General features: G+C 71.2%; 23 protein-coding genes and 1 pseudogene. 14 read left to right on the top strand and 10 right to left on the bottom strand.

All coding sequences use genetic code 11. The features are described 5' to 3' along the window. The first annotated feature begins 60 nt into the window (after positions 1–60). A complete protein-coding gene (locus OC490_RS08295) occupies positions 61–1,959 on the top strand; it encodes a LuxR family transcriptional regulator (RefSeq protein WP_262057159.1) in 1,899 nt (632 codons plus the stop codon). Positions 1,960–1,983: 24 nt separating this feature from the next. On the opposite strand, the gene OC490_RS08290 is transcribed toward OC490_RS08295, so the two are convergent. Then, positions 1,984–4,587 (bottom strand): CHAT domain-containing protein, encoded by a 2,604-nt coding sequence (locus tag OC490_RS08290; RefSeq protein WP_262057158.1) that lies wholly within the window; start codon positions 4,585–4,587, stop codon positions 1,984–1,986. A 109-nt stretch (positions 4,588–4,696) separates the two neighbouring features. Between OC490_RS08290 and OC490_RS08285 the strand changes: the two genes are divergently transcribed. Genes OC490_RS08285 through OC490_RS08275 form a run of 3 tightly spaced genes read left to right on the top strand, consistent with a single transcriptional unit; the run spans position 4,697 to position 7,316 of the window. Further along, positions 4,697–6,133: a S8/S53 family peptidase gene (locus OC490_RS08285; protein WP_262057157.1), complete on the top strand. Its 1,437-nt coding sequence runs from the start codon at positions 4,697–4,699 to the stop codon at positions 6,131–6,133. Then, positions 6,130–6,768 carry an RNA polymerase sigma factor gene (locus tag OC490_RS08280; RefSeq protein WP_262057156.1) on the top strand — a complete coding sequence of 213 codons (639 nt, stop codon included), beginning with the start codon at positions 6,130–6,132 and terminating at the stop codon, positions 6,766–6,768. Before OC490_RS08285 ends, OC490_RS08280 begins: the two co-directional genes overlap by 4 nt. 5 nt (positions 6,769–6,773) lie before the next feature. Then, positions 6,774–7,316 carry a hypothetical protein gene (locus OC490_RS08275; RefSeq protein ID WP_262057205.1) on the top strand — a complete coding sequence of 181 codons (543 nt, stop codon included), beginning with the start codon at positions 6,774–6,776 and terminating at the stop codon, positions 7,314–7,316. Positions 7,317–7,370: 54 nt separating this feature from the next. On the opposite strand, the gene OC490_RS08270 is transcribed toward OC490_RS08275, so the two are convergent. Beyond that, positions 7,371–8,597, bottom strand: a complete 1,227-nt coding sequence (locus OC490_RS08270; RefSeq protein WP_262057155.1) for a cytochrome P450 — start codon at positions 8,595–8,597, stop codon at positions 7,371–7,373. 57 nt (positions 8,598–8,654) lie between these two features. Next, the gene (locus tag OC490_RS08265; protein WP_262057154.1) at positions 8,655–9,467 is read right to left on the bottom strand and encodes an N-formylglutamate amidohydrolase; all 813 of its coding nucleotides are present in this window, start codon (positions 9,465–9,467) and stop codon (positions 8,655–8,657) included. A gap of 84 nt (positions 9,468–9,551) precedes the next feature. Here OC490_RS08265 and OC490_RS08260 point away from each other — a divergent pair, with 84 nt between their 5' ends. Continuing rightward, a complete protein-coding gene (locus tag OC490_RS08260; protein ID WP_262057153.1) occupies positions 9,552–9,893 on the top strand; it encodes a DUF5713 family protein in 342 nt (113 codons plus the stop codon). Between the two features lie 98 nt (positions 9,894–9,991). Here OC490_RS08260 and OC490_RS08255 read toward each other — a convergent pair whose 3' ends face one another. Next, a complete protein-coding gene (locus tag OC490_RS08255; protein WP_262057152.1) occupies positions 9,992–12,211 on the bottom strand; it encodes an NADP-dependent isocitrate dehydrogenase in 2,220 nt (739 codons plus the stop codon). A 210-nt stretch (positions 12,212–12,421) separates the two neighbouring features. Here OC490_RS08255 and OC490_RS08250 point away from each other — a divergent pair, with 210 nt between their 5' ends. Then, complete coding sequence (locus tag OC490_RS08250) at positions 12,422–14,008, top strand: M1 family metallopeptidase (RefSeq protein WP_262057151.1); 1,587 nt, start codon at positions 12,422–12,424, stop codon at positions 14,006–14,008. A gap of 42 nt (positions 14,009–14,050) precedes the next feature. On the opposite strand, the gene OC490_RS08245 is transcribed toward OC490_RS08250, so the two are convergent. Then, positions 14,051–15,148, bottom strand: coding sequence for a mechanosensitive ion channel family protein (locus tag OC490_RS08245; protein ID WP_262057150.1), 1,098 nt, complete (start codon positions 15,146–15,148; stop codon positions 14,051–14,053). A gap of 415 nt (positions 15,149–15,563) precedes the next feature. Here OC490_RS08245 and OC490_RS08240 point away from each other — a divergent pair, with 415 nt between their 5' ends. The 8 genes and pseudogenes from OC490_RS08240 (at position 15,564) to OC490_RS08205 (ending at position 21,584) form a co-directional block, all read left to right on the top strand. Continuing rightward, positions 15,564–15,755, top strand: a complete 192-nt coding sequence (locus tag OC490_RS08240; protein ID WP_410098597.1) for a hypothetical protein — start codon at positions 15,564–15,566, stop codon at positions 15,753–15,755. 149 nt (positions 15,756–15,904) lie between these two features. Beyond that, positions 15,905–16,108: a hypothetical protein gene (locus tag OC490_RS08235; protein WP_262057148.1), complete on the top strand. Its 204-nt coding sequence runs from the start codon at positions 15,905–15,907 to the stop codon at positions 16,106–16,108. Between the two features lie 4 nt (positions 16,109–16,112). Beyond that, positions 16,113–16,394 (top strand): annotated as a pseudogene (locus OC490_RS08230) (transposase); the annotation flags it as partial. Further along, on the top strand, positions 16,387–16,836 hold the full coding sequence (locus OC490_RS08225) for a hypothetical protein (protein ID WP_410098598.1): 450 nt from the start codon (positions 16,387–16,389) through the stop codon (positions 16,834–16,836). The pseudogene OC490_RS08230 and the gene OC490_RS08225, both read left to right, overlap by 8 nt. Before the next feature lie 122 nt (positions 16,837–16,958). Further along, positions 16,959–18,128 carry a low temperature requirement protein A gene (locus OC490_RS08220; protein WP_262057147.1) on the top strand — a complete coding sequence of 390 codons (1,170 nt, stop codon included), beginning with the start codon at positions 16,959–16,961 and terminating at the stop codon, positions 18,126–18,128. Between the two features lie 121 nt (positions 18,129–18,249). Next, entirely contained in the window at positions 18,250–19,446 is a 1,197-nt protein-coding gene (locus tag OC490_RS08215; protein ID WP_262057146.1) for an MFS transporter, read from the top strand. A gap of 22 nt (positions 19,447–19,468) precedes the next feature. Then, positions 19,469–19,843 (top strand): ester cyclase, encoded by a 375-nt coding sequence (locus tag OC490_RS08210; RefSeq protein WP_262057145.1) that lies wholly within the window; start codon positions 19,469–19,471, stop codon positions 19,841–19,843. Between the two features lie 109 nt (positions 19,844–19,952). After that, positions 19,953–21,584, top strand: a complete 1,632-nt coding sequence (locus OC490_RS08205) for an FAD-binding oxidoreductase (RefSeq protein WP_262057144.1) — start codon at positions 19,953–19,955, stop codon at positions 21,582–21,584. A 67-nt stretch (positions 21,585–21,651) separates the two neighbouring features. Here OC490_RS08205 and OC490_RS08200 read toward each other — a convergent pair whose 3' ends face one another. From OC490_RS08200 to OC490_RS08180, 5 genes are read right to left on the bottom strand one after another with little or no spacing between them, the layout of a single operon-like run. Continuing rightward, entirely contained in the window at positions 21,652–22,488 is an 837-nt protein-coding gene (locus OC490_RS08200) for an SDR family NAD(P)-dependent oxidoreductase (RefSeq protein WP_262057143.1), read from the bottom strand. A 17-nt stretch (positions 22,489–22,505) separates the two neighbouring features. Continuing rightward, positions 22,506–22,955, bottom strand: a complete 450-nt coding sequence (locus OC490_RS08195) for a VOC family protein (protein WP_262057142.1) — start codon at positions 22,953–22,955, stop codon at positions 22,506–22,508. Between the two features lie 10 nt (positions 22,956–22,965). Then, positions 22,966–23,337, bottom strand: a complete 372-nt coding sequence (locus OC490_RS08190) for a nuclear transport factor 2 family protein (RefSeq protein ID WP_262057141.1) — start codon at positions 23,335–23,337, stop codon at positions 22,966–22,968. A gap of 42 nt (positions 23,338–23,379) precedes the next feature. Continuing rightward, entirely contained in the window at positions 23,380–24,198 is an 819-nt protein-coding gene (locus tag OC490_RS08185; RefSeq protein WP_262057140.1) for an ester cyclase, read from the bottom strand. Between the two features lie 10 nt (positions 24,199–24,208). Next, complete coding sequence (locus tag OC490_RS08180; RefSeq protein ID WP_262057139.1) at positions 24,209–25,828, bottom strand: GMC family oxidoreductase; 1,620 nt, start codon at positions 25,826–25,828, stop codon at positions 24,209–24,211. Positions 25,829–25,832 lie beyond the last annotated feature (4 nt).

Here is a 25,832-nt window from a genome sequence, read left to right as displayed (position 1 = left end):
GTCGAGGGCTACTCAAGTCACCCTGTATCAGGTCTGAGTAGCCCGACTCATATCTGCGTGATGACTTTCGAACAGGACGCGAAGACCCTTGAACTGCCCTGGCCGTTCACCGGCCGGGATGACGAACTCGAACTGGTCCGCAGGTCGTTGACGGCCGGCCGGCACGGCATCGTGGTCACCGGCCCGGCCGGCCGGGGCAAGACCCGGCTGGTCACCGAGGCCGCCCGGGGCGGCGACTGCGTCCGCGTCACCGGGACACCCGAGACCCGCACGCTGCCCTTCGCCGCGTTCGCCCACCTGCTGCCCGAAAGCGTCACCCTGCACCGAGCGGTCCAACTCCTGTCCGGAACACGGCTGTTGCTGATCGACGACGCCCACCTCCTCGACGACTCCTCGGCCGCCCTCGTCCACCAGCTCGCCGTCCACGGCCGGACCCGCCTGGTGGTCGTGGTGACCGACGGCAACCCCGTGCCCGGCGCGGTGTCCCGCCTGTGGACGGGCGAACTGCTGCCGCGTCTCGCGCTGGAGCCGCTGCCCCGTGAGGAGATCGCGCAGTTGCTTGCGGCGGGCGCGGGCGGCCCGCTGGAGCCCCTTACCGTGAAGCGCCTCCACCACCTCTGCCAAGGGGACCTGCGCCTGCTGCGCGAGCTGTTCGGCGCGGTGCGCGAGCGCGGGCTGCTGACCCGGGCCACGGACACCGACGAGTGGGCCTGGCGCGGCCCGGTGCCGGTCACCGCGACGGTCCGCGAACGCACCGCGCAGGTCCTCGCCCGCACCGACCTCGACGAGCGCGAGAGCCTCGAACGCCTGGCCTTCGCCGAGCCGTTGCCGTCCTCCCTGGACGACTTCGACCTCGACATCCTCGAACGCCTGGAGGCCGAGGACCTGATCCACGTCGACGACCGCGGTGCCGTCCACCTCACCCACCCCCTGCACGGCCCCGCGCTGCGCGCCGCCGCCGGCCGGCTCCGGGCCCGCCGCCTGGCCCGGACCCCCGACCAGTGCGTCCCGACCCTCGCCGCCGAACGGGCCGCGCTCACCGACCGCATCGACCGGACCGACGTACGGCCGCTGCCGACACCGGTGGGGGAGTGGCTGGTGGCCGAGGGCGCACCGGTACCGGCCGGCTACGCGGCCGTACGCGCCCGGTTCGCGAGGCTGCGCGGCGAACTGCGCGAGGCCGCGGCCTGGGCGCGGGAGGGGCTGCGGGAGACCCCGGCGGACCGGGCCTGCGGGGTCGAACTCGCCCTGGCCGCCGCCCAGTCGGGCGATGTCCCGCACACCGGCGAGACCCTCGCCCACCGCCCCGCGAGCGGCTGGCTGGCGGCGGCCCGGGGCGATGTGGAGACGGCCCGCGAGACCGTGGCCGAGGCGCTGACACCGAACCGGCGCGGCGACGCCGGGGACCCGCGCGGGGGCACCGCCGAGGACGGCAGGCCCGCCGCGTACGTCCTCTACGACGCCGTACGCCTCGGCGCTCCCGAACGGGTCGCCGGCCGGCTCGCCCGGCTGCCCGGCGACGGACCGGCCGTCCTCGCCCGGCACGCCGAGGCGCTGGTCGACGGGGACGGGCCCGCGCTGGACCGGGTGGCGGGGGAGCTGGAGCAGCGCGGGTTCCTGCTGTTCGCGGCCGAGGCGCACGCACAGGCCGTACGGGCGCACCGCGACCCGCGCGCCGCCCGTATGTCCCGCACCCGCGCGGTCGCGCTGGCCCGCCGCTGCCAGGGCGCCCGCACCCCGGCACTGTCCGGTCTGGTGCTCGGTGAACTCACCGCCCGCCAGCGGCAGATCGTCACCCTCGCCGCCGCGGGCCTCAGCAACCGGCAGATCGCCGAACGCCTCACCCTCTCGGTCCGCACCGTCGGCAACCACCTCTACAGCGCCTACGCCCGCCTCGGCGCGAGCGACCGCGGCGCGCTGCCGTGGCTGGTGGAACTGCCGACGGCGCAGTCCGCGTGACCGGTGCACCGCCGGGTCGGCCGGTCAAGCCGCTCCGAACGCGGTGAACGCCCAGCCCGTCGCCTGGTGGACCGCGTCCCCGGGCAGCGCGGCCCGGGCGTCGCGCAGGGCCTCCGCCAGGGACAGGCCCGCGCTGAGGCCCTTGTGCAGGGCGAGCATCAGCGGGACCACGGCGGCGTCGTTGACGGGGGCACTGCTCGCCACCACCCCCGCCGTGCCCAGCGGGAGCAACGCCGTTACCAGGCCGAGGAGTTCGTCCGCGCCCACCGAGGCGAGGCGGGCCGTGTCGCAACTGGAGAGGATGATCCGGTACGGGCTGCGGGCGAGGCGTTCGAAGTCGTGGACGATGAGCGGGCCGTCGGCCATGCGCAGGGACGAGAACAGGGGGCTGTCCGCGCGGAACGTGCCGTGCGCGGCGATATGGGCCAACGTCGCGCCGTCCAACTCGGCCAGCACCCGGGGGACTTCGGCGTCGTCGTGCTCCAGGACCGTCGGCCTGCCGTAGCGGTCGGCCAGATCCGGGACTTCGGCGCCGCCGGTCGCGAGGCCGGGCCCGCGCACCAGCACATGCCGTGCGCCGGGCGGCGGCCGGGTGTCCAGGGCGCGCAGCCAACTGCCCGCCGAGGGCGACACACTGAGCACCCGCTCGCGCAGCGAGGGCAGCAACGCCCAGGGAACGCGGTGGAGTCGGCCCGGCGGGACCACCACCACCGGCCCGGAGCCCAGGTGCCCGGCCGCCTCACCCAGGAGTAGTTCCTCCAGGCGCCGGCCCGCCGCCTCCACCACCGGCAGCCTGGCCTCCGCCCCGGGGTGCGCCAGCCGCCGCAGCCCCGCCTGCACGTGTTCCGCCTCGGCCATCGCCTCCGTGAGCAGGCCCGCCGCAAACCGCCGGACCCGCCCCTGGCCGCACAGCAGGGCGTGCACCCGGCCGTCCACGACGGCGAGTTCCACCAGCCGTCCTTCACCGAGCCGTGCCAGCAGGCGAGTTGGGTCGAAGCGTTCACCCTCGCCGGGGGCGTCGCCCCTCATGTGAAGGGTGCGGGAGCGGATCTCCCGTTCCAGGCGCCGCTGTTCGCGCTCCAGGGCAGGTACCGGGTGGCCCTCCATCCGGGCCTCCTCCGCGCGGGCGGCGATCTCGCGGAACGCCGTCAGACCGCTGAGCAGGGCAGGGTCGGCGGGCGGCCGGGCCGGCGGGGTGGACAGCGCGGTCGCCCGCCAGCGCTCGCTCCACACCAACAGCTGCCGCGGGCCACCGGAGTTGAGGCTCGCCCGCTGCGCGAGCGCCGCCAGCTCCGCGCCCTGCGCGGTCGCCCGGGCCCGTAACTCCGAGGCGCCCAGGGTCGTACGGTGGTCGTCGAGGACGTCGAGCCCGCGTCGGCAGGCCTCCAGCACCCCGCGTCCCGAACCGGCGGCCTCGGCGCGCAGCGCCTGCGCCGCCCAGCCGGTCATCCGGGCCAGCGGCGGGCCGCCGTGTCTGCTGCGGGCGGCCACCGCCAAGTGCCGCTCCGCGTCCGCCGTCCAGCCCAGCGCCAGCGCGATCCGGCCCGCGAGCAGCGCGGCCTCCGGCGCGGACGGCGAGCCGAACGCGGCCAGCCGCCCAGCCACCGCGGCGGCGTCCGCGACCAGCCGGCCCGAGGCCCGGCCGGCCGCCAACCTCGCCTCGATCAGCACCAGTTGGGCATGTGTCTGCCACCAGGTGCGGCGCTGCGCGGCGAACAGCCGTACCGCCACGGCCGCACGCGCGATCGCCGTGGGCGGATCGTCCGCGAGCCACGCCGCCCGGGCGGCCACCAGCAGCAGCTCCGCCCTGCGGGTGGACTGCCCGCCGATGCCGTCCAGCAGTCCGACCGCGGTGTCCGCCTGGGCCAGCGCCTCCGCGGCCAGGCCCGCGCTCAGCAGTACCTCGCAGCGGCGGATGGTGAGCATGAACGTCGGGGTGGTCAGCTTGGCGTACATCTCCTCGGCCTCGTCGAGGAGTCGGAGCGCGACCGGGATGTCGCCCGACCGGAACGCGGCCAGGCCCCGGCTCTCCACCGCGTCGGCCTTGTCGTGCTCCTGGCCGGTGGTCTCCCACAGCCGCTCGGCCGCCGTGAAGTCGGCGTCCGCCCGGTCCACCGCGCCGAGCGCCAGATGCACGGTCGCGCGCAGGGTCAGCGCCCGCGCCGTCCAGATCACGTCGTCCGTCTGCCGCAGCACGGGGATCGCCCGTCGTACGTCGTCCAGCGCCTCCTTGTGCCGGCCCAGCACCCACCAGACGTAGGCCCGCAGGTACAGGACGCGCGCCCTGGACTCTCTGCCGCCGCGGGCGATGCCCCGCTCGAAGGCCGCCAGACCCTGCCGGGTGCGGCCCGCGTGCACCAGCGCTACCCCGAGCGTGCCGAGGACGTCCGCCTCCCGGTCCGCCGACTCCGCGCGCGCCGCCAGGTCCCGGGCCCGCCGCAGATGCTTCAGAGCGAGTCGGAGATCGCCGAAGTCCCGCTGCCAGATACCGATCACATGGTGGGCCACGGAGGCCTGGAACGGCGTCGGATCGCCGTCGAGGACCTCCCGCGCACCGGCCAGTGCCTCGCTCGGAGCCGCGAACACCATCGGCAGCAGTTCCAGAACCGGGTCGCCATCCGCTGTCACTCCTCGGATGGTAGTGGCCTCCGGTGCACACCACACGTGTTTGGCGCTGTATCAAGTACTCGCCCGCAGGCTCTGATTGACGACCGCCGCCGCAGTGGGAGGACACGCCATGGCACCACAGCGATTCCACGAGCAGTTCGACCAGATCCAGCGCTCGATGCCCGACATCCCCCTCGCGATGGGGCCGGACGACTCCGCCGAGTTCTTCTACGAGAAGGGCGTCGTGCTCGCCCGTGACGGCGAGGAGGCCCGCCTGGTCGAGGACACCGTACGCACCCACTTCACCGAGGCCACCGGCCTCACCGCCGACCCCGTCCGCCGGGCCGGACCCGAGACCAACCGGTCGGGGATCACCCGCATCCAGGTCGGCGACCCCGGCCACGGCGACCGGCGTGGCGACCGCGCCGTCGCGAACGCGCTGCGCGCCCTGCGCGAACCGGAGGGACGCGCAGGCCGGCGACTCGTCAGCCGCAACCACGTCGTCTCGATCGCCGTGAACGCCTGTCCCGGCGACGAACCCGTACCCGCCCCGCTCACCCAGGGCGCCAACCCCGCACCCGCGGAAGCCGGTTACGACCCGGACACCGCTGTCGACGTCCTCGTCATCGACACCGGACTCATGCACGACTACCGGTCCTACCCGCTGCTGGCCCACGTCCAGGGCGACCCGCAGATCAAGGAGACCGACGCGGCGGGAGTGCTCCAACAGTACGTAGGACACGGCACGTTCATTGCCGGGCTCGTCGCGGCCGTCTCGCCCAACACCGAGGTGACCGTCCGCAACACCCTCAACGACGCTGGTGCCATCCTCGAATCCGACTTCGGCGAGGCGCTGTTCGCCGCCGTCGACCAGAACGGCTGGCCCGACGTCATCAGCCTCTCCGCCGGCACCACCAACGGCCGCACCGACGGTCTCCTCGGCGTCGAGGGCTTCATGCAGGCCCTGCGCGGACAGCGCACCCTCCTCGTCGCGGCGGCCGGCAACAACGCCAGCGCCACCCCCTTCTGGCCCGCCGCCTACGCCGACCTGCCCGACTACCAGGACGTCGTCCTCTCGGTCGGCGCACTGCGCGGCGACGGCGAGTACGGCGCCTGCTTCAGCAACCACGGCGCCTGGGTCAAGGCCTACGCCCCCGGCGAGCGGCTCATCGGCCCCCTCACCGGCTTCGACGCCCCCACGCCGTACACCTACCAGCACAGCACCTACGACGCCTGCCGGTTCGGCTTCACCTATTCCTGCACCTGCCAATACCCCACCCACACCGGGGTGTTGAGCCAGCAGGGCGACAACTCGACCGGCAAGCCCGACCAGGTGATGTTCGAGGGGTTCGCGCACTGGAGCGGGACTTCCTTCGCCGCCCCCGTCGCCGCCGGCCTGGTCGCCGCCTACATGACGGCCAACAAGGAGAGCGACGCGCGTGCCGCCCGTACCCAACTCCTCGCGGCCAACACCGAGTACGCCGAAGTACGCGGGGCGCATGTACCGGCGCTGCGCCCGCCCACCTGGCGCCCGGTCCCCGTCGTGCCGCTCTCCGCTCCGGCATGAGGGCCGGAACCATCCCCTCCACGGCGTACGATGACATGCCGTACACGAGGGGTGGCACCGTGGACCGTGCAGAAGTCGGCGCGCTCGTCCGGTCGGCAGTCGACGGCGACGCGGCGGCCTGGAAGGCGCTCGTGGAGGGGCTCAGCCCACTGGTCTGGTCAGTGGTGCGCGCCCATCGGCTCTCCGACGCCGACGCCGGCGAGGTGTACCAGACCGTGTGGTTCCGCTTCGCCCAGCACCTGGGCCGGATCCGGGAACCCGACAAGGCGGGCTCCTGGCTGGCGAGCACCGCGCGCAACGAGTGCCTGAAGGTGATCAAGGGACTGCGGCGGCTCATGCCCACGGACGACCCCCAACTCCTCGACCGCGTCAGCGAGGAGCGCACCCCCGAACAGTCGTTCCTCGACTCGGAGGAAGCGGCCTCCCAGACCGAGCGCATCCGCAGGCTGTGGCAGGAGTTCGAGGAACTGGGCGAACGCTGCAGGAAGTTACTGCGCGTCCTGATGGCCTCGCCACCACCGAGCTATCAGGAGGTGTCCGCCGGTCTGGGCATCGCCGTGGGCAGCATCGGACCCATGCGCCAGCGCTGTCTGCGCCGGCTGCGAGCCCGACTGGACGCCGGGGAGACACTGTGAACGGCATGTACGGCGACGGTCCCGGCGCGTTCGACGCCTTCGGCCAGGACCCCTTCGACGACGAGGAGTTCGACGACCAGCAGGGTGAACAGGACGGTGACGGCTCGGAGTTCGACGACGGCCTCCTGGAGGAGGAGCTGCGCCAGGCGGTCGCCATCCTGGACCCGGTCCCCGCCGAACTGCGCCAAGTCGCCATGGACGCCTACGCGTTGTACGACATGGACGCCCGGCTCGCGGAGCTGACTTTCGACTCCCTGGTCGACGCCATCCCGGTCCGGGGCGTCACGGACGTACCCCGCATGCTGACCTTCACGGCGGGCGAACTCAGCGTCGACGTGGAAGTCACGGGCGATGGGCTGATGGGTCAGGTGATGCCGCCCCAGCCGGCCGGCATCGAGGTCCTGAACGGCCCGCAGGCACTGCGCCCCACCACCCTCACGGCCGACTCCATGGGCCGCTTCACCAGCGACGTGACCCCGGCCGGCCCCTTCGCGCTACGGCTGCGGACCGGCGGGGAGGTGGTCGTCACCGAGTGGCTGCGGGCGTGACCGCCGGTGCGCGAGGAAGGAGAGCGGGACACCCCTTCCTCGCGCACCAGCGGCCTACCAGGTCACCGGCAGCGTCTGCGGCCCCCGGATCATCGTCTTCCGGCGCCAGACGATCTCCTCGGCGGGCACGGCCAGTTGGAGCCCGGGCAACCGGTCCAGCAGGGTGTCCACGAGGAGTTCGGTCTGCAGCCGGGCCAGTACGGCCCCGGTGCAGTAGTGCGGGCCGTTGCCCAGGGCCAGATGCGGGTTGGGATCGCGGTCGACGTCGATGCGGTCCGGGTCCGGGAAGACGTCCGGGTCGCGGTTGGCCGCGAGGTAGGAGACGTAGACCGGGTCCCCCGCGCTGATGCGCAGGCCGTGCAACTCGACGTCCTCCAGGGCGATCCGGGCCAGCCCGACCGACGCGCGGTGCGGGATGAAGCGGAGGAGCTCGTCCAACGCGGCCTCCCGGCACTCCGGTTGACCCCGCAGGCGCTCCAGCAGCTCGGGACGGGTGAGCATCAGGTACAGCATCTGGCCGCAGTTGTGGGTGACCGCCTCCCCGCCGATCTGCAGCGGACCCGCGAGGCCCACCGCCTCCGGCTCGCTGATGTCGCCCCGGGCCACGGCGGTGCCCAGCAGCGAGTACACATCGGTGCCGTCGCTGTCGGCGCGGGCACGGATGGTGTCGGTGATCCACGCGTACATACCGTTCTTGGCCCGGTCGGCGGCCTCGGCGCCACCGGACGTGGAGATGATCTGCCGGGTCCAGGAGTGCACCTGCTCCCGGTTCTCCTCGGGCACGCCCATGACCTCGCTGACCACCGCGAGCGGGAAGGGCTCCAGGACCCGCTCGATCAGATCCGCGGGCGGCCCGTCCGCCACCACCCCGTCGACCAGCGCGTCGAGCAGCGCCTGCGCCCGGGGCCGCAGCCGCTTCATCGCGCCGACCGTGAACGCGCCCGCGACCGGCTTGCGCAGCCGGTTGTGGTCCGGCTGGTCGGCGAACGCCAGCGACCCCGGGCGCGGCTTGAAGTGCGGTGCCATGCGCGTCACTTGACGGGTCGTCACCTCAGCGCGGCCGAACCGCGGGTCATTGGTGATCATCTTCACGTCGTCGTAGCGGGTGGCCAGCCACGCCCAGCCCTCCCCGTGCGGCAGCCGGATCCGGGTCAGCGGGCCCTCGCGCATCAGCTCCGCGAGGACCGGGTCGAAGTCGGTCCCGGTCAGGTCGATCGGGGGCCAGTCCCGGACGGGCGGCTGCGGGGCCTGGCTGGTCAGCGTGGTGGTCTCCTCGGTCATGCGTCCACCCTCGTACGCCCCCGCCCGCCTGTCCTGCGGGAGTGCTCCAGCCGGAGGTCAGTCCGATACGGCGGCAACGAGCGCCGCCAGCGCCGCAGCGAGCCGCGCGACCGCGGTTCCGTCGGGCGACCCGCCGGGCTCGGTCATGTACGTGTCCCGGCGGAGCTCCACCATCAGCGCTCCTACGGCCGGCTCCTTGCCGTAGAACTCCAGCGGGACGTAGGTCCCGATGAAGGGGCTGTTGACGCCGATCTCCCCGCACCCCGCGAAGGCCGCGCGCGCCGCCGCCAGCAGCGCGGGCGGGGTGTGGAAGGCGTCCGTGCCGAGGCAGACGGGCGGCCGGGGGCCGGTGCCGTGCAGTTCATAGGGGAGCGGGGCGGTCGGGTAGGAGTGCAGGTCGATGACGACGGCCCGGCCGTTCGCGGCCAGCCGGTCGGCTACCGCCTCCGTCATGGCCCGGGCGTAGGGGCGGAAGTAGCGGTCGATCAGGGACTCGGGGTCGTGGCCGGCGGGCCGCAGCCCGGCGCGGTGCGTGGTGCGGGTGTAGACCGCGCCCATGCCTACGCCGAGCATCTCCTCCCGCTCGTCCGGGAACCGCTCCGGATCGACGACCAGCCGCGACAGCCGGTTCACGAACCGCCACGGCGGGAGGGCACACGCGCGTGCCGCCTCTTCGGCGACGCGGGCGGTGTGTGCGTCGGTGATGTGGTCCAGCTCCCGCTCCAACTCCGGGTCGTCCAGCAGGATGTCCGCGCGGACGTCGGCCGGTATCTCCCGCGCGGAATGCGGGACATGGAGGATGACGGGCGAGTCGGCGGCGCCGGGCAGCAGCTCGAAGGACGGCGCGGAGGAGGACGCGGAGAGGGACACGGGCGGCTCCCGGAGGCGTTGTCAGTGGCGTGGTGCAGGATCAAGGTATCCGCATCGACGATCACGGACCGGGGGAGCACCACCATGCCCGTCAGCAACCGGCAGATCACCGAGCACGCGTTCCTCCGCGGGCTGTACCGGGACGACTACTTCCCCGACCGCGTGGTGGACCTCGGCAAGGCGATCCTCCTGCGGCTGTGCGAGCGCATCGAGACCGAGCGGCCCGCCGACCTGTCCGCGCTGTACGCCCTCACCGAGGTGGCCACCGAGGAGTTCAACGCGTTGCAGGACGACTTCGAGGCGGCCGACAGCGAGATCGAGACCATGGCGCGCGAGGAGATAGCGGAGGACTTCTGGTTCGTGGCGAAGGCGTACGGCTTCGCGGACGCGGACGTGGAGGAGCTGATCGCCGTGCGGGACTGGTGAGCCGTGGAGGTGTGGTCGCGCCAATGCCGCCGCCCCGGCCAGGAGGAACCCGGCCGGGGCGGAGAGACAAGCGCAAGTGCCCTGTAGGGCTCCGTGCGTCAGCTCAGGGAAGCCAGCGCCTCGTTCCAAGTCGTCGACGGGCGCATGATCTTCGCGGCCTTGGCCGGGTCGGGCTGGTAGTAGCCGCCGATGTCGGCCGGGTTGCCCTGGACCGCGAGGAGTTCCTCGATGATCGTCTGCTCGGCGCCCGCGAGGGTCTCGGCGAGCCCCGCGAAAGCCTTCGCGAGGTCCGCGTCCTCGGTCTGCGCGGCCAGCTCCTGCGCCCAGTACAGGGAGAGGAAGAAGTGGCTGCCGCGGTTGTCGATACCGCCGACGCGACGGGTCGGGGACTTGTCCTCGTTGAGGAACGTCGCCGTGGCGCGGTCGAGGGTGTCGGCGAGGACCTTGGCGCGGGCGTTGCCGGTGAACGTCGCGTACTGCTCCAGGGAGGGGACCAGCGCGAAGAACTCACCGAGCGAGTCCCAGCGCAGGTAGTCCTCCTTGACCAGCTGCTGCACGTGCTTCGGCGCGGAGCCGCCGGCGCCCGTCTCGAAGAGGCCGCCGCCCGCCATCAGCGGGACGACCGACAGCATCTTGGCGCTGGTGCCCAGCTCCAGGATGGGGAAGAGGTCGGTCAGGTAGTCACGCAGCACGTTGCCGGTCACGGAGATGGTGTCCTCGCCGCGGCGGATGCGCTCCACCGACAGCTTGGTCGCCTCGACCGGCGCGAGGATCCGGATGTCCAGGCCCTCGGTGTCGTGCTCCGGCAGGTACGCCTCGATCTTCTTGATCAGCTGGGCATCGTGCGCGCGGGTCTCGTCCAGCCAGAACACCGCCGGGTTCCCGGTGGCACGCGCACGCGTGACGGCCAGCTTCACCCAGTCCTTGATCGGGGCGTCCTTGGTCTGGCAGGCGCGGAAGATGTCACCCTTGGCGACCGACTGCTCCAGGACGACATTGCCGGCCTGGTCGACGAGACGGACCGTACCGGCGGCCTGCACCTCGAAGGTCTTGTCGTGGGAGCCGTACTCCTCGGCCTTCTGCGCCATCAGACCGACGTTGGGCACCGAGCCCATGGTCGAGGGGTCGTAGGCGCCGTGGGCACGGCAGTCGTCCAGGACGGCCTGGTAGACGCCGGAGTAGGAGGAGTCCGGGAGCACCGCGAGGGTGTCCGCCTCCGAGCCGTCCGGGCCCCACATGTGGCCGGAGGTGCGGATCATGGCCGGCATCGAGGCGTCGACGATCACGTCCGACGGCACGTGCAGGTTGGTGATGCCCTTGTCGGAGTCGACCATCGCGAGCGCGGGGCCCTCGGCGATCTCGGCGTCGAAGGAAGCCTTGATCGCGTCGCCCTCGGGCAGCGCGGCCAGGCCCTTGAGGATGCCGCCGAGACCGTCGTTCGGGGAGAGACCGGCCGCGGCGAGCGTGGCGCCGTACTGCTCGAAGGTCTTCGGGAAGAAGGCGCGGACCACGTGGCCGAAGATGATCGGGTCGGAGACCTTCATCATCGTGGCCTTGAGGTGCACGGAGAACAGGATGTCCTCGGCCTTGGCGCGGGCGATCTGCGCGGTGAGGAACTCGCGCAGCTCGGCCACGTGCAGCACGGAGGCGTCGACGACCTCGTCCTTCAGGACGGGTACGGACTCGCGCAGCACGGTGGTGGTGCCGTCCTCGGCGACCAGCTCGATGCGCAGCGCACCGGCCTCGGTGATCGTCACGGACTTCTCGGTGGAGCGGAAGTCGTTCTCGCCCATGGTGGCGACATTGGTCTTGGAGTCCGAGGACCAGGCACCCATGCGGTGCGGGTGGGTCTTGGCGTACTTCTTGACCGAGGCGGGGGCGCGCCGGTCGGAGTTGCCCTCGCGCAGGACCGGGTTGACCGCGGAACCCTTGATCTTGTCGTAGCGGGACTGGACGTCCCGCTCCTCGTCGGTCTTGGGGTCGTCCGGGTAGCTCGGCAGCGCGTAGCCCTGCGCCTGCAGCTCGGCCACGGCGGCCTTGAGCTGCGGGATGGACGCCGAGACGTTCGGCAGCTTGATGATGTTGGCCTCGGGCGTCTTCGCCAGTTCGCCCAGCTCGTGCAGGGCGTCCGGGATCCGCTGGTCCTCGGTGAGGTACTCCGGGAACACGGCGATGATGCGCCCGGCCAGCGAGATGTCCCGCGTGGTCACGGCGACACCCGCCTGCGAGGCGTACGCCTGGACCACCGGCAGGAAGGAATACGTCGCCAGGGCCGGGGCCTCGTCAGTGTGCGTATAGATGATGGTCGAGTCAGTCACCGGTGCTCCGCTCCACGTCTGCAACATTGCTCGACATCAAGATATCTCGTGATGGGGTCCCACTCGACAGCGGTCCGTCCGCACTGCGCGAACACCTGTCCGACGATCAAGGGCAACCGTTCGGCCGACCCCGGTGTCAGTAAGGAGCGGATCACCTTCACTGACCGACGGCCGGAGCTGACCACCCGGCCGCCCGAGCGAAAGCGGATCATGAGAAATCGCACCAGAGTGACGGCCCCGGTGGCCGCCCTGATCGGTACGGCCACAGCACTGACCATGGGTTCCCCGGCCTTCGCGGCCGGACGGGGGAACGCCGGCGAGACGAACGGAGACGGGACGCCTGGACGGGGATACGGCGACGAGGGCGCCGAGACCCTCGGCGACCCGGTGTACCCGGGTCTCGGCAACGACGGCTACCGCGTCCGCTCCTACGACCTCGACCTCGCCTACGACGCTACGACGAAGCTCGTCGACGGCACGGTCACGATAGAACTGCGCACCACCGAGTCCCTGACCCGGTTCTCCCTCGACGCCCTCGGACTCGGCATCCGTTCGGTGCGCGTCCAGGGCCGTACGGCCGGATTCGAGCAGGCCGACGAGAAGCTGCGGATCACGCCCGCCAGAACTCTCCCGGCGAAGGCCCGCGTCACCGTCTGCGTGGAGTACTCCGTCGACCCGAGCCGCGCCGCCGCGCCCACCGGCGGCTGGGTCGTCACCCCCGACGGATTCGCGGTGTGCGGCCAGCCGAACCTGGCGCACACCGTCTTCCCCTGCAACGACCACCCCAGCGACAAGGCCGACTTCACGTTCCGGATCACCGTCCCGGACGGGCTGCGCGGGGTCGCGAACGGTCAACTGGTGTGCACCGAGCGGCTGGACGGCGACCGGACCGCGTTCAGCTACCGCTCGCGCTCGCCGATGGCGACCGAGCTGGTGCAGATCACGGTCGGCGACTACGTGATCAAGGACCGGCAGGGCCCGCACGGGTTGCCGCTGCGGGACGTCGTCCCGACCGCGCGCGCCGCCGCCCTGGAACCGGCGCTCGCGCTGACCCCCGGCCTCGTCGACTGGCTCGAACAGCGCCTGGGGGCCTACCCGTTCGAGACGTACGGACTGCTGCCCTGCAACTCCGACGACCCGAACGCCTTCGATTTCACGGGACTTGAGACCCAGACCCTCACCCTGTACAAGCCGAACTTCCTGCTCCAGGTGGAGAGCAGGATCGGCTCGCACATGATGCACGAGCTGGTCCACTCCTGGTTCGGCAACAGCGTCAGCCCCGCCACCTGGGCCGACCTGTGGCTGAACGAGGGCCACGCCGACTTCTACGGACTGCTCTACCGCTACGAGCGCGGCTGGGCCGACTCCCTCGGCCTCACCACGATGGAAGCCCGTATGAAGGACACCTACGCCCGCGGCGACCAGTGGCGCCACGACTCGGGCCCGGTGGCGGCCCCCAACGCGGTCAACCTCTTCGACAGCCAGCGCTACCTGGGTGGCGTCCTTGTCCTGTACGCCCTGCGGGAGTTGATCGGCGAGGACACCTTCCACGCCGTGGAGCGCGACTTCCTCGCCCGGTACCGCGACTCCTCGGCGACGACGGAGGACTACATCGCCGTCGCGTCGAGGGTCTCCGGCCAGGACCTGTCCGGCTTCCTGCGGGACTGGCTCTACGGTACGGCGACGCCGCGCATGCCCGGTCATCCGGACTGGACGGTGACGCCGGTGAAGCCGTCGCTCACCGTCCCGCACAGCCGGACCGGCGGGCACTTCCACGACAACTCGGCGACGCTCTGAGGGAGTTGACCGGTCAGGGTCGGTCGATCCGGACTTGATCCGTCAGTCGAGCCGGGCGGAGGGGACTTCGCCCGGCTCGTCCTCCGGGACCCGCTGCTGCGGTATGGCGACGGACCCCTGCTGGAGCGCCACCGTCCGTGTCGGTGCCGGAATGCGGATGCCCTCCTCCCGATACCGCTTGTGCAGGCGCTTGATGAACTCGTGCTTGATGCGGAACTGGTCGCTGAACTCGCCCACGCCGAGGATCACCGTGAAACCGATCCGCGAGTCGCCGAACGTGTGGAAGCGGATGGCCGGTTCGTGCTCCGGGATCGCGCCGGTGATGTCGGTCATGACCTCGGCGATGACCTCCATGGTCACCTCCTCGACATGCTCCAGGTCGCTGTCGTAGCCGACGCCCACCTGGACCAGGATCGTCAACTGCTGCTCAGGACGCATGAAGTTGGTCATGTTCGTCTTGGCGAGCTGGCCGTTCGGTATCACGACGAGGTTGTTGGAGAGCGCCCTGACCGTCGTCTGACGCCAGTTGATGTCCTCGACGTATCCTTCCTCGCCGCTGCTCAGCCGGATGTAGTCGCCGGGCTGCACGGTCTTCGACGCGAGGATGTGGATGCCCGCGAAGAGGTTCGCGAGGGTGTCCTGAAGCGCGAGCGCGACGGCGAGACCACCCACGCCCAGGGCGGTGAGCATCGGCGCTATCGAGATGCCCAGCGTCTGCAGCATCACCAGGAAGCCGATGGCCAGGACCAGTATCCGGGTGATGTTGACGAAGATCGTGGCCGAACCGGCAACACCGGAGCGGGAGTTGGTGACCGCCCGGACCAGGCCGGCTATCACCCGGGCCGCCGACACCGTCACGGCGAGGATGACCAGCACCTTGAGGCTCTGGTTGACCTGGTGCTGGACCGTGTGCGTCAACGGCAGCACCGCCCCCGCGACCGCCGCGCCACCGGCGATCGCCGACCACGGCAGCGCGGTCCGCAGCGCGTCGACCATCACGTCGTCGCCGCTCCAGCGCGTGCGGTCGGCGTGCTTGCCGAGCCAGCGCAGCAGTACGCGCAGCAGGAACGCCGCCAACAGGCCCGAGGCCAGGGCGATTCCGGCCAGCATGAAGTCGTCCAGGGTCGGCGTGCGGTTCATCGGTCACCTCCGGGAGAAGAAACTGCGGCGAAGAGCGCCGCGGACGGCCGGATGTGAAGTGTCGTCACGTTGCCACCTGCTCGAATTGCGGGCATTGCAGGAAATACGCTCGCGCCGGCCGGGACGGGCCCGTGCACCGGCGCGACCGCTCATCCTGCCGTATCCGGACGGGGAGTTCGTACCCGGTGCGGGGCTGTGAGCACGGCTTTCGGACGATCGGCCCATCGATCTTCCAACGGTGTCGGCCGAGCCGCACGTCGGACTCGATGCCCGGGCGCGCGATGCGCGGGCCCCGGCCCGTTGGTTGCGCGTCACGTGGGACGAGGGCGACGGGAACCGGTCCCGATGACCAACGCCCGTACCTGCTTACTACACTCCCACGATGAACAACATACGGTGCACCCAATGCGGTGCGGTGGGGCTGGAGCCGGGCTTCGTCGAGGACTCCGGACAGGGCGCTCGCGGGTTCGCGAGGTGGATCGCGGGTCCCCTTCAACGAGGCCCGCTCGGCAATGCCAAGAGGATGGGCCGACCGCGCTGGCAGATCGACGCCTATCGTTGCCCCACCTGCGCACACCTGGAACTGTTCGCCGCCCAGCAGGACTAGGTCCTGTCTGACGAATGATCAGTGCGTCGCCGGATTGGTGGAACCATATTCGCCTTGCTCCGGCTGGGCAGGACAACAATGCTGGGCCGGTGGCACGACAGAAGAAGACCAGGCACCGGGACGGCAGGCAGCGAGTAGCCGCTCGTCTCGTGTCTGAAGCCGGCGGCTGGGAAGTGGTCTTCGAGACTCAGGACGAGTCGGCATGGCGTGCCTACCTCCGCCTACTGCGGGCAGCGGACGAGCAGATCGACTGGTCAGCGGCTCGCATGGACACGTTCTGCGGACGACTGACACAGCCGACCACCTACCGGCTGAGTCTGTTCGTGCCGGACCGGGCACGCCCGGACCATTGATCTCGTGGTGGGACGAGGCGAGGTGACGGATGCGGCGTGGGAGCGGATAACGCCGCCACTGCCGGGTGTTGATGGCCGTGGGCGGCCGTGGCGGGATCACCGGCAGGCCATCCACGGTGTGTTGTGGCGGCTGCGGACCGGAGCACCGTGGCGTGACCTGCCGGAGCACCATGGCCCGTGGCAGACCGTCTACGAACGCTTCGCCCGCTGGGAGACGGACGGGACGTGGGCGAAGCTGCTGGACACATTCGCTCACCGGACCCGCGTACGCCCGTCTGGTGCCGGGCACCCGGCCCGAAGGGGCGCACACCACCGGCGAGTTGCAGCAGTCGGTGCACCTGTACCGGCAGCGGATCGGCACCCGGGTGGTCGTGGTCGGTGCCGAGGACGTCTCCTACTGGGCAGCCGACGCCGCGCGGGCCGCCGGGGCCGAAGTCGTCGCCATGGTCACGGAGTTCGACCGCTCGCAGACGACACCCGCCCGCGCCCACCACGCCCGCCTCCGCCACCGGGACGGCCGTACCGCCCAACTGGCCCGCGTCACCGTCGTGTTCACCGGGGGCTTCGTGTCCGACCACGAACTCGCCAGGTTCGGCGGGCTCGTTCTGGACCCCGGTACCCGGAGCCCCGCCGTCGGCCCGGTGTGTTCGCCGCCGGCGGTGTGCTGCACCCCGGGCAGAGCGCGGCCACCGCCACCCGAGAGGGCGCTCGTGTCGCTCTCTCCGTAAGGGAGTTGCTCGCGGGTGCGTAGGCCCCGGAGTTTCCACAGCAAGCGGCTCGACTCGCCGCAGTAGGCGGCCGTTTCTCACATTTCCCGTCCGCCGGACCCCGCCCGTGCGGCGATACGACGATGACCGACGCAACCGCGACAACGACCGTCCCGGCCGTTCAGGTGCGCGACCGGGCCACCTGGGCGGAGCTCTTCTTCGATCTGGTCCTCGCGTTCGGCGTGGGCCAGATCGCGCACCTGCTCGCCGGACACCCCACCTGGCCCGTCCTCGGACAGTGTCTGCTCGTGCTCGTCCCGCTCTGGTGGGCCTGGGTGGACGTCGTCATGGCGATGAACGCCGTCCACGAGACCAATCTGCAACGCGTGTTCCTCCTGATGACCGCACTCGCCGTCTACGGCATGGCAGTTGCCGCGCCGCAGGCACTCGTCGACCGCGAACAGGCCCTGCTGTACGCGGGCAGCTACCTCGCCCTGCGCCTGCTCATCGGCGAGGCCATCCGCAGAGAGTGCGCCCTCTACACCATCCATCCCTACCGGGCCGGACTCGCCTTCGCCCTGGTGCTGTTCGCCGCCGCCACCCTCCCCGCCCCCTGGCGCGAGGTGTGCTGGGCGTTCGCGGTGGTCGCCGAACTCGTGGCACCCGTGCTGCTCAGCGGCCATCTGCGGCGACTGGCCTTCGGGGTCAACCATCTCCCGGAAAGGTTCGGCCTGTTCATCATCATCGCCCTCGGCGAGAACATCTTCTCCGTCGGTGCCGGAGTCGCCAAAGGACCGCTCGACCCGGTCAGCCTGACCGCCCTCATCCTCGCGTTCCTCATCGGCTGCGCCCTGTGGTGGCTCTACTTCCACCTCGCCGCCTCGGCCGTCGCCCACGCCCTGCGCACCCACCCCACCCCCGCCGTCGTCGTCCGCGACGTCCTCAGCTACGGCCATCTCGCCCTGGTCGCCGGGCTGTTGCTGGTCTCCGTCGGCGCCGTACGCACCGTCCACCACCCGCTGCGGGCCCCGCACTCCGGCGCCGCCGGACTGCTGCCCGTCGGCGCCGCCCTGATCCTGCTGACGTTCTGCTACACGCGCCGCCGGATGTTCGGCGCCGCGTCCGCCACCCGCTTCTACTGCGGACTCGTCCTGCTGGCCGCCGCCGTCGTGGCACCCTTCGTGCCTGCCCTCGCCGTGCTGGCCCTCACCACCCTGCTGCTCCTGCTGGTCAACGGCGTCGAGCACTGGCTGATCAGTACCGGCCGGAGCGTGCCGCTGGTGTTGCGCTCACGGTCCTTCGGCGCGACCTGACGTAGTGCGGGGGCGGATCTCGGGCAGTACCGCCGGCCTCCGCGCGACGCGCGCGAGGGTCCGCCCGGCGTTCCTACGGTCGCCGTATGCAACTTTCCCGTTCGGAAGAGGAGGTGGCGTGATGCCCTCCCGCAACGCCTTACCGGCCTTGCTGTCGCTGTCACTCGGCTACTTCAGCCTGGGGACGATCTCGCTGGCGGTCGTCGGCCTGAACGGTCCGATCGGGGACGACCTGCATGTCCAGCCCGCCTCGGTGGGCATCCTCGTCACGGTCTTCGCGCTGACCTTCGCCGTCTGCGCGCCCAGCGCCCCCATCCTGCTGCGCCGGTGGAACCGCAAGCGGATCCTCCTCGTCGGCATCGGGCTGCTCACCGTCGGCGCCGCGCTCGGCGCCGTGGCGCCCAACTACGGCTTCCTGACGGTCACTCGGGTCCTCGCCGCGATGGGCGCGGCCGTCTTCGGCCCCGGTGCCTCGGCGGCCGGGGCGCTCATCGTCCCGGCGGAGCGCAGACAGCGGGCGCTCGCGACTGTCTTCGGCGGTATGACGGCCGCCGCCGTGCTCGGTGTGCCGCTGGCGTCCTTCCTCGGCGGCAGCCTCGGCTGGCGTCCGGCCCTCCTCGGCGTGGCCGCGCTCTCCGCCATCGCCTTCGTGACGGTGTTCGTGTTCGTCCCCGAGATCCCGGCCGGCGAACCGCCCACCGTCCGGGCCTACCGTGGTGCGCTGCACACCCCCGCCACCGTGGCCACCGTCTCGACGACCCTGCTGTTCATGGCCGCCCAGTTCACCGTCTACGGCATCGCGGGCGCCTATCTCAAGGACCGCTTCGACGCGTCCTCCGGGCTGATCTCGGTGACCCTGCTCGCCTTCGGCGTCATCGGCGTCGCGGGGAACGCCTCCGCGCCGAGGATCGCCGAACGGATCGGCGGCGACCGCACGGTGGGCGTCGCGGTCATCGGACTCGCGGCCGGCTTCGCCCTGTTGCTGGTCGCCCCGCACTCCCACGCCGGGCTGGTGTTCTTCGCGTTCTGGGCCTTCTTCAGCCAGCTCTACCAGGCCCCGCAGCAGGCCCGGCTGGTCGAACTCGTGCCCCTGCAACCGGGGTTGATCCTCGCCCTGAACGCCGCCGCGCTCTACCTCGGGATGAGCCTCGGCAGCTTCATCGGCAGCTCCCTGCTGCCGGGCGTGGGCGCGGGCCCCATCCCGGCCGCGGCCCTGGGCGTCCTCGTCCTCGCCGCGCTGGCCCATGTGCTGTCCGTCCGGCAGGCCTCGGCGGCGGCGTCCGCCGAACAGCCCGCCACACCTGTACACATCAGTTAGATCAGTCAGTCAAGGAGAACTCATGAGCAGCCACCAGGTGCACTTCGTCAGCGAATACCTGGAGACCGTCTGGAACCAGGGGCAGACCGACCTGGCCGACAAGTACCTGGCCGCGGACCTCATCCAGCACAACCCGAACCTGCCCGACGGGCGCAAGCCGCTGGTCGAGTTCATCGAGGGCTTCCGCAAGCAGCTCCCCGACGCACGGTTCGAGATCAAGCGCGCGGCGAGCTCCGGTGACCTGGTCTTCGTGCACACCCACTTCCGCGCCACCGCGACGGACCGGGGCTCGGTGGTCGTGGAGATCTTCCGGCTCGAAGGCGGACTGATCGTCGAGCACTGGGACGTCCGCGACGAGATCCCGGAGACCACGGTCAGCGGACACGACGTCGTCTGACGCCCCCTCAACTCCTGCCGCCCAGAAGGCTCCCGGCCTCCTGGGCGGCAGTTTTTCGTCCAACCGCCAGAAGACGAAGTCCAGCGACCACAAGACGAAGGAGACAGCAGTGACACCACCACAACCCGACCGACGCCCGTCCGCCGGCCTCACCCGGCGCGGACTCCTCGGCACCGCCACCGCCGCGGGGATCGCCGCGGCCGTGGTCCCCACCCGCGCCCTAGCCGCCGACAGCACGGTCACGGACACCACCACGCCCGCCGCGGTCACCGTGAACGCGGCCGACCCCCGCTATCTCGATCTCACCTCCCGCGGCTACAACGCGAGATTCACCGCCGCACCCGACTCGATACGGCTCGTCCACACCACCGCGCAGGTGGTGTCCGTCGTCCAGGAGGCGGTCGACGCCGGCAAACGCATCGGCGTGCGCGGCGGCGGGCACTGCCTCGACGGACTCGTCGACGACCCGGACGTACGGATCCTCGTCGACATGTCGGAGATGGACGCGGTCCGCCACGACCCCGCCCGCCGCGCCTTCCTCGTCGAGGGCGGCGCCACCCTCGGCCACGTCTACCGCACCCTCTACCTGGAGTGGGGCGTGTCCCTGCCCGGCGGCACCTGCCCGACCGTCGGCGTCGGCGGCCATGTCACCGGCGGCGGCTACGGCGCGATGTGCCGTCAGTACGGCGCTGTCGTCGACCACCTGTACGCCGTGGAGGTCGTCGTGGTCGACGCCTCCGGCACCGCACGCGCAGTCGTCGCCACCCGCGAGGCCGACGACCCGCACCGCGACCTGTGGTGGGCTCACACGGGTGGCGGCGGAGGCACCTTCGGCATCGTCACCCGCTACTGGTTCCGCACCCCGGACGCCACCGGCACCGCCCCCTCCACCCTCCTGCCCAGACCGCCCAAGACACTCCTGAAGTCGACGGTCGCCATCAAGTGGAGCGACCTGACGGAGGCCGCCTTCACCGCGCTGATCGCCAACCACGGCACCTGGCACGCCCGCAACAGCGTCGCCGGTTCCTCCTACGACAGCCTCCACAGCATCCTGATCCTCTACAACCGGATCCAGGGCAGCCTGGTCCTCAACACCCAGATGGACGGCACCCGTTCGGACGCCTCGGCCCTCCTCGACGCCTACGTCTCCGCCGTGACCAACGGCATCGGAGTCCCGTACACCGACGCCCGCTCCTCCTGGCCCTGGCTGAAGACGACTCTCAAGGACCCCTACGACACGGGCCTCTACAACCGCACGAAGTCGAAGGGCGCCTATCTGCGCCAGGGCTGGTCCGCCGAACAGGCCAAGACTCTCTACGGTTACCTGTCCGACGCCGCCTACGACGGGCACGCCGGCATCCTGCTCTACTCCTACGGCGGCAAGGTCAACACCGTGTCGCCCACCGCCACCGCGCTGGCCCAGCGGGACTCGATCCTCAAGGCCAACTTCACGACGTACTGGCCCGATCCGACGCAGGACGACCGGCACGTGGCCTGGATGCGCGCCCTGTACCGCGACCTGTACGCGGACACCGGCGGGGTGCCCGTGCCGAACGCCACCAACGACGGCTCGTACATCAACTACCCCGACACCGACCTCACCGACCCGGCCTGGAACACCTCCGGCGTGCCCTGGCAGACCCTCTACTTCAAGGGCAACCTCGCCAAGTTGCGCCAGGTAAAGGCCACTTGGGACCCGGGCAACGTGTTCCACCACAAGCTGTCCGTCACCGCGAGCTAGTACCCGCACACCACGAAGCCCCCGCCTCGCGTGCACGAGGCGGGGGCTCGGTACTGCCGTGGGCCGCTCAGCCGCTCAGGTCGGCCGGGAAGACCACCCCGGTCAACGACTCGCTCAGCGCCCGCAGTTGGGCACGCGCCTTCTCGTCGTAGGCCTGGGCGCCCGCCCGGGCGCGCTGGGTGCGGTTGAAGTAGGTGCCCGTGACGTCGTCGAGGGCAGGGTCGGTGATCAGGCGCAGGGTGCTGTGCACACCCTCCGCGACCGTGGACTGCGGGGTGAACAGGTTCACCACCATCTTCGTCGGCATGTACGACGCCGGGTGCAGGGCGTTGGCCGTCACCCCGGTGCCGCGCAGCCGCTCCGCGAGGTCGATGGTCAGGCTGATCTGGGCCAGCTTCGCCTGGCAGTAGGCCTGCACCCCGTCCCAGTGCCGCTCCAGCATCACGTCACGGAAGTCGATCGGCGCCTGGCCCGCGGAGCTGACGTTGATGATGCGGGCCGGGGCCGAGCGCACCAGCAGCGGCGCCAGCCGGCAGCTGAGCATGTACGCCGCCAAGTAGTCGACCTGGAAGGTGAGTTCCAGTCCGTCCTGGCTCTCGTGGCGCACCAGCTCGACCCCGATGCCGGCGTTGTTCACCAGCGCGTCGAGCCGGTCGTGCGTGGCGAGGATCCGGTCGGCCAGCTTGCGGATGTCCTCCAGCGAGGAGAAGTCGGCCAGCTCGTAGCTGAGCCGGTTGTTGCCGGTGGACGCGCGCAGCTCGGCCAACAGCTCCGCGCCCTTGGCCGCGTTGCGGCCGTGCAGGATCAACGACGCCCCCTGCGCGGCGAGTTCACGGGCCAGCTCACGGCCCATGCCGTCGGTGGCGCCGGTGAGGAGGATGGTCTGGTCGGGGACGGGCCTCATGGTGGTGCACTCTCCTGTCAGGCGTACGTGGCCAGTTCGTCGGTGGTCTGATCGGTGTAGCCCTGGCTGACCTCCAGCACGATGCCGTCCGGGTCGGACACCCACACCGTCTTCCAGCCGGGGATGAACTCGTCGAAGGTCAACGGGCCGAGCAGCGGCTCCAGTTCGCCCCCGGCGGCGGCGAGGAACGCGTCCACGTCGTCGACCTGGAACGCGAGATGGCGTGCCGTGCCGGGGTTGGCCGGGCCGTCCTTCGCCGTGGTGAACAGGGCGTCCGCGCCGGTCGCGAACAGCTCCAGATAGACGGGGCCGTTGCGCAGGAACACCACGCGGACCCCGTCGGCCTCCACCACCCGGGCTCGGGCGAACCCGAAGTGCCGGGTGTAGAAGTCCTCCGTGGCCTTCTGGTCACGGCAGTTGAGGCCGACGTGCGACCAGCGCAGGCCGGCGGGAGCGGCGGTCGTCATCGGTGAGCCCTCACTTCCCGGTGACCGCGGCGAACGGCACACTGTCGTGGAAGTTCGCGAAGTAGGTGATGAGGCCGCCGGTGACGCGGAAGTAGTTGCAGACCTTCGCCTCGACGGTGATGCCGTCGTGGGTGCGACCGGTGATGTCGGAGACCACCGCGGCCTGCTCGCCGTCCACGACCACGTGACGGGGCACGTTGGCGAAGGAGGCGTACATCTCCGGGAAGCCCTTCATCATCTCCCGGAGGGTCTCGCGGCCCTCGACATGTCCGGCCAGCTGCTCGTCCATGGTCTGGTCGATGGCGAACAGGTCGCACCAGGCGTCCCACTCGCCGGAGTTGGCCAGCCGGTAGTACGTGTCGACCACTTCTCGGGTGTTCATGCACCTGTCCTTTCCTGTGGCTGTTCCGGGGTACGGGATCGATCAGGGGAGCGGGACGCCGACCTGGCGCATCAGGCCCGCGGTGTCGGCCTGCACCCAGCGCTCGACGACCTTGCCGTCCTCCAGCCGGTAGACCTCAAGGCTGGTCCAGGAGACCTCCTTGCCGGTCGGCTCCTGGCCGAAGAACGGCGCGATGTGCCTGCCGTGGAAGGTGATGTGCATGATCACCTTGTCCGGTGCGGCCGGGTAGAGCGCGTCGAGGTGCACGGAGAAGTCGAGCCCGTCGTACGCGCCCTGGATGATCCCCTTCAGCTCCTCCAGGCTCTCGCAGCTCCACGCCGGGTTGTTGTCGTGGAACGTCGGCCCGAACAGGTCGTCGAGGGCGTCCAGGCGGCGCTGGTTGACGGCGTCGCTGACCTGCTGGACGACGGCCAGGTTCGAGGCGTCCGAGGAGATCTGCTCGCGCAGCCCGAGCATGTCGTCCTGAGCCCACCGCTCCACGAACAGGCCGCCCCGGACCCGCCAGATCTCGGTGGTGGACCACTCCACCTTGCGGCCCGTGGCCGGGAAGCCGAGCAGCTCGCCGAGGTGTGTGCCGGTCAGCCTGACCCGGGTCAGCACCCGGTCCTCGCCGAGCGCCGACAGCTCCTCCAACTCACCCTTCAGATCAAGGGTGTTGTAGGCCCCGCGCAGCGCCTCCAGATAGGAGTCGAGGCCGTTGATGTCGAACCCGGGGTGGTGGTCGGTGAAGTCGGCGGCGATGACCCGGGGCATCTCCGCCTGGTCCCCGGCGTTGAACGCGTCGAGGAACCGCCGGTACAGCTTCAGGTTCTCCTGCTGGGACTGGTCGAGGTCGGACATGGTGCATCCCCTAGCTCAAGTGGACGTCGGACAGGGAGAGTTCGGAGAGAGCCGGGACGGCTGCCTCGCGGACGAACGCCGCCGCACGCTCGCCGATCATGACGCTGGGCGCGTGCGTGTTGCCCGCGGTGATCGACGGCATCACCGACGCGTCCGCGACCCGCAGCCCCGCGATGCCGTGCACGCGCAGCTCGGGGTCGGTGACGGCGTCCGCGCCCGTGCCCATCCGGCAGGTGCCGGCCGGGTGCCACAGGGTGGTCGCGTTCGTGGCGACGTACCGGCGCAGCTCGGCGGGTCCGGTGACGTCCTTGCCGGGGCCCAGCTCGTCGCCGCGGAACGCGTCGAAGGCGCGGGTGGCGGCCAGCTCGCGGGCCAACTGCACGCCGCGCACCAGGACGTCGAGGTCGGCGGTGGAGGTGAGGTAGCCGGCGCTGACGACGGCGTTGGACGTCGGGTCGGCGTCGCGCAGCCGTATCCGGCCCCGGCTCTCCGGTCGCAGTGCGATCGGCGCGAAGGTGAAGCCGGGACCCTCCCACTGGTCGGCGGGGGCGGCGGCCGGCAGGAACTTGATGGGGCCGAAGGTGAATTGGAGGTCGGGGGAGTCCTCCGGACCGGCCTCGCGGGTGTGGGTGAACAGCCCCGCCTCGGACAGCAGCGCCCCGTCCGGGTGCTCCTGGAGCGACTGGTAGCAGATGGGCGTGAACAGGTGGTCCTGCAGTCCGGCGCCGACTCCCGGCAGGTCCTGGACACAGCGGATGCCGTGCTCCCGCAGTTGCACGGCGGGCCCGATGCCGGACAGCATGAGCAGCTTCGGCGTCTCGAACGCCCCGGCGGACACGATGACTTCACTGTCGGCGCGCAGTTCGTGCCGGGTGCCGTCCTGGACGTACTCGACGCCCGTGACCCGCGTCCCGGTGAGGAGCAGCCGGGTGGCCAGGGTGTCGGTCAGCACGGTCAGGTTGGGGCGCCCGAGGGCCGGCCGCAGATACGCGTCGGCGGTGCTGCACCGGCGGCCCGCGTCGTCGCGGAACGTCTGGTACAGGAAGCCGAAGCCCTCCTGCCGGACGCCGTTGTAGTCCCCGTCGGTGTCGGTGGCGTACCCGAGTTCACCGGCGCCTTCCACGAACGCCCGCGCGATCGGCGAGGGTCGGTCCAGCTGCCGCACCCGGACGGGACCGCCCGCGCCACGGAACTCGTCGGCGCCGCCCGAGTAGTCCTCGGCCAGCCGGAAGAACGGCAGGACCTCGTCGTAGGACCATCCGGTCGCGCCCTCGGCGACCCAGCGGGTGTAGTCGTGGCGGCTGCCGCGCACCCACATCAGGGCGTTGACGGAACTGCATCCGCCGACGACCTTGCCACGGGCCACGGGGACACGGCGGCCCTCCATGCCCGCCTCGGACTCGGTGACGTAGCCCCAGTCGATCTCGCTCCGCCACTCGGCGGTGAGCAGCGAGAGGACCGAGGCCGCGTCGGCCCGGTGGATCTCGGGGCGCTCGTCCCAGCCGCCCGCCTCCAGCAGGACCACGGTCGTTGACGGATCCTCGGTCAGGCGGGCCGCGACCGCGCAGCCGGCCGAGCCGGCGCCGACGACGATGTAATCGGCCCCGAGGGGCAGCGACTTCGACGGCATGACA

Origin of the sequence: Streptomyces sp. STR69 (assembly GCF_024519455.1) — a bacterium.
Taxonomy (GTDB): Bacteria; Actinomycetota; Actinomycetes; order Streptomycetales; family Streptomycetaceae; genus Streptomyces.
Note: the sequence above shows the minus strand (reverse complement) of the source record. Positions and strands in the feature narration are given on the sequence as shown.

Excerpts from the sequence above, each read along its gene's own strand:
- OC490_RS08295 (WP_262057159.1), top strand. The coding sequence starts at position 61 with ATGACTTTCGAACAGGACGCGAAGACCCTTGAACTGCCCTGGCCGTTC.
- OC490_RS08285 (WP_262057157.1), top strand. The coding sequence starts at position 4,697 with ATGGCACCACAGCGATTCCACGAGCAGTTCGACCAGATCCAGCGCTCG.
- OC490_RS08280 (WP_262057156.1), top strand. The coding sequence starts at position 6,130 with ATGAGGGCCGGAACCATCCCCTCCACGGCGTACGATGACATGCCGTAC.
- OC490_RS08275 (WP_262057205.1), top strand. The coding sequence starts at position 6,774 with ATGTACGGCGACGGTCCCGGCGCGTTCGACGCCTTCGGCCAGGACCCC.
- OC490_RS08270 (WP_262057155.1), bottom strand. The coding sequence starts at position 8,597 with ATGACCGAGGAGACCACCACGCTGACCAGCCAGGCCCCGCAGCCGCCC.
- OC490_RS08260 (WP_262057153.1), top strand. The coding sequence starts at position 9,552 with ATGCCCGTCAGCAACCGGCAGATCACCGAGCACGCGTTCCTCCGCGGG.
- OC490_RS08250 (WP_262057151.1), top strand. The coding sequence starts at position 12,422 with ATGAGAAATCGCACCAGAGTGACGGCCCCGGTGGCCGCCCTGATCGGT.
- OC490_RS08245 (WP_262057150.1), bottom strand. The coding sequence starts at position 15,148 with ATGAACCGCACGCCGACCCTGGACGACTTCATGCTGGCCGGAATCGCC.
- OC490_RS08220 (WP_262057147.1), top strand. The coding sequence starts at position 16,959 with ATGACCGACGCAACCGCGACAACGACCGTCCCGGCCGTTCAGGTGCGC.
- OC490_RS08215 (WP_262057146.1), top strand. The coding sequence starts at position 18,250 with ATGCCCTCCCGCAACGCCTTACCGGCCTTGCTGTCGCTGTCACTCGGC.
- OC490_RS08210 (WP_262057145.1), top strand. The coding sequence starts at position 19,469 with ATGAGCAGCCACCAGGTGCACTTCGTCAGCGAATACCTGGAGACCGTC.
- OC490_RS08200 (WP_262057143.1), bottom strand. The coding sequence starts at position 22,488 with ATGAGGCCCGTCCCCGACCAGACCATCCTCCTCACCGGCGCCACCGAC.
- OC490_RS08195 (WP_262057142.1), bottom strand. The coding sequence starts at position 22,955 with ATGACGACCGCCGCTCCCGCCGGCCTGCGCTGGTCGCACGTCGGCCTC.
- OC490_RS08190 (WP_262057141.1), bottom strand. The coding sequence starts at position 23,337 with ATGAACACCCGAGAAGTGGTCGACACGTACTACCGGCTGGCCAACTCC.
- OC490_RS08185 (WP_262057140.1), bottom strand. The coding sequence starts at position 24,198 with ATGTCCGACCTCGACCAGTCCCAGCAGGAGAACCTGAAGCTGTACCGG.
- OC490_RS08180 (WP_262057139.1), bottom strand. The coding sequence starts at position 25,828 with ATGCCGTCGAAGTCGCTGCCCCTCGGGGCCGATTACATCGTCGTCGGC.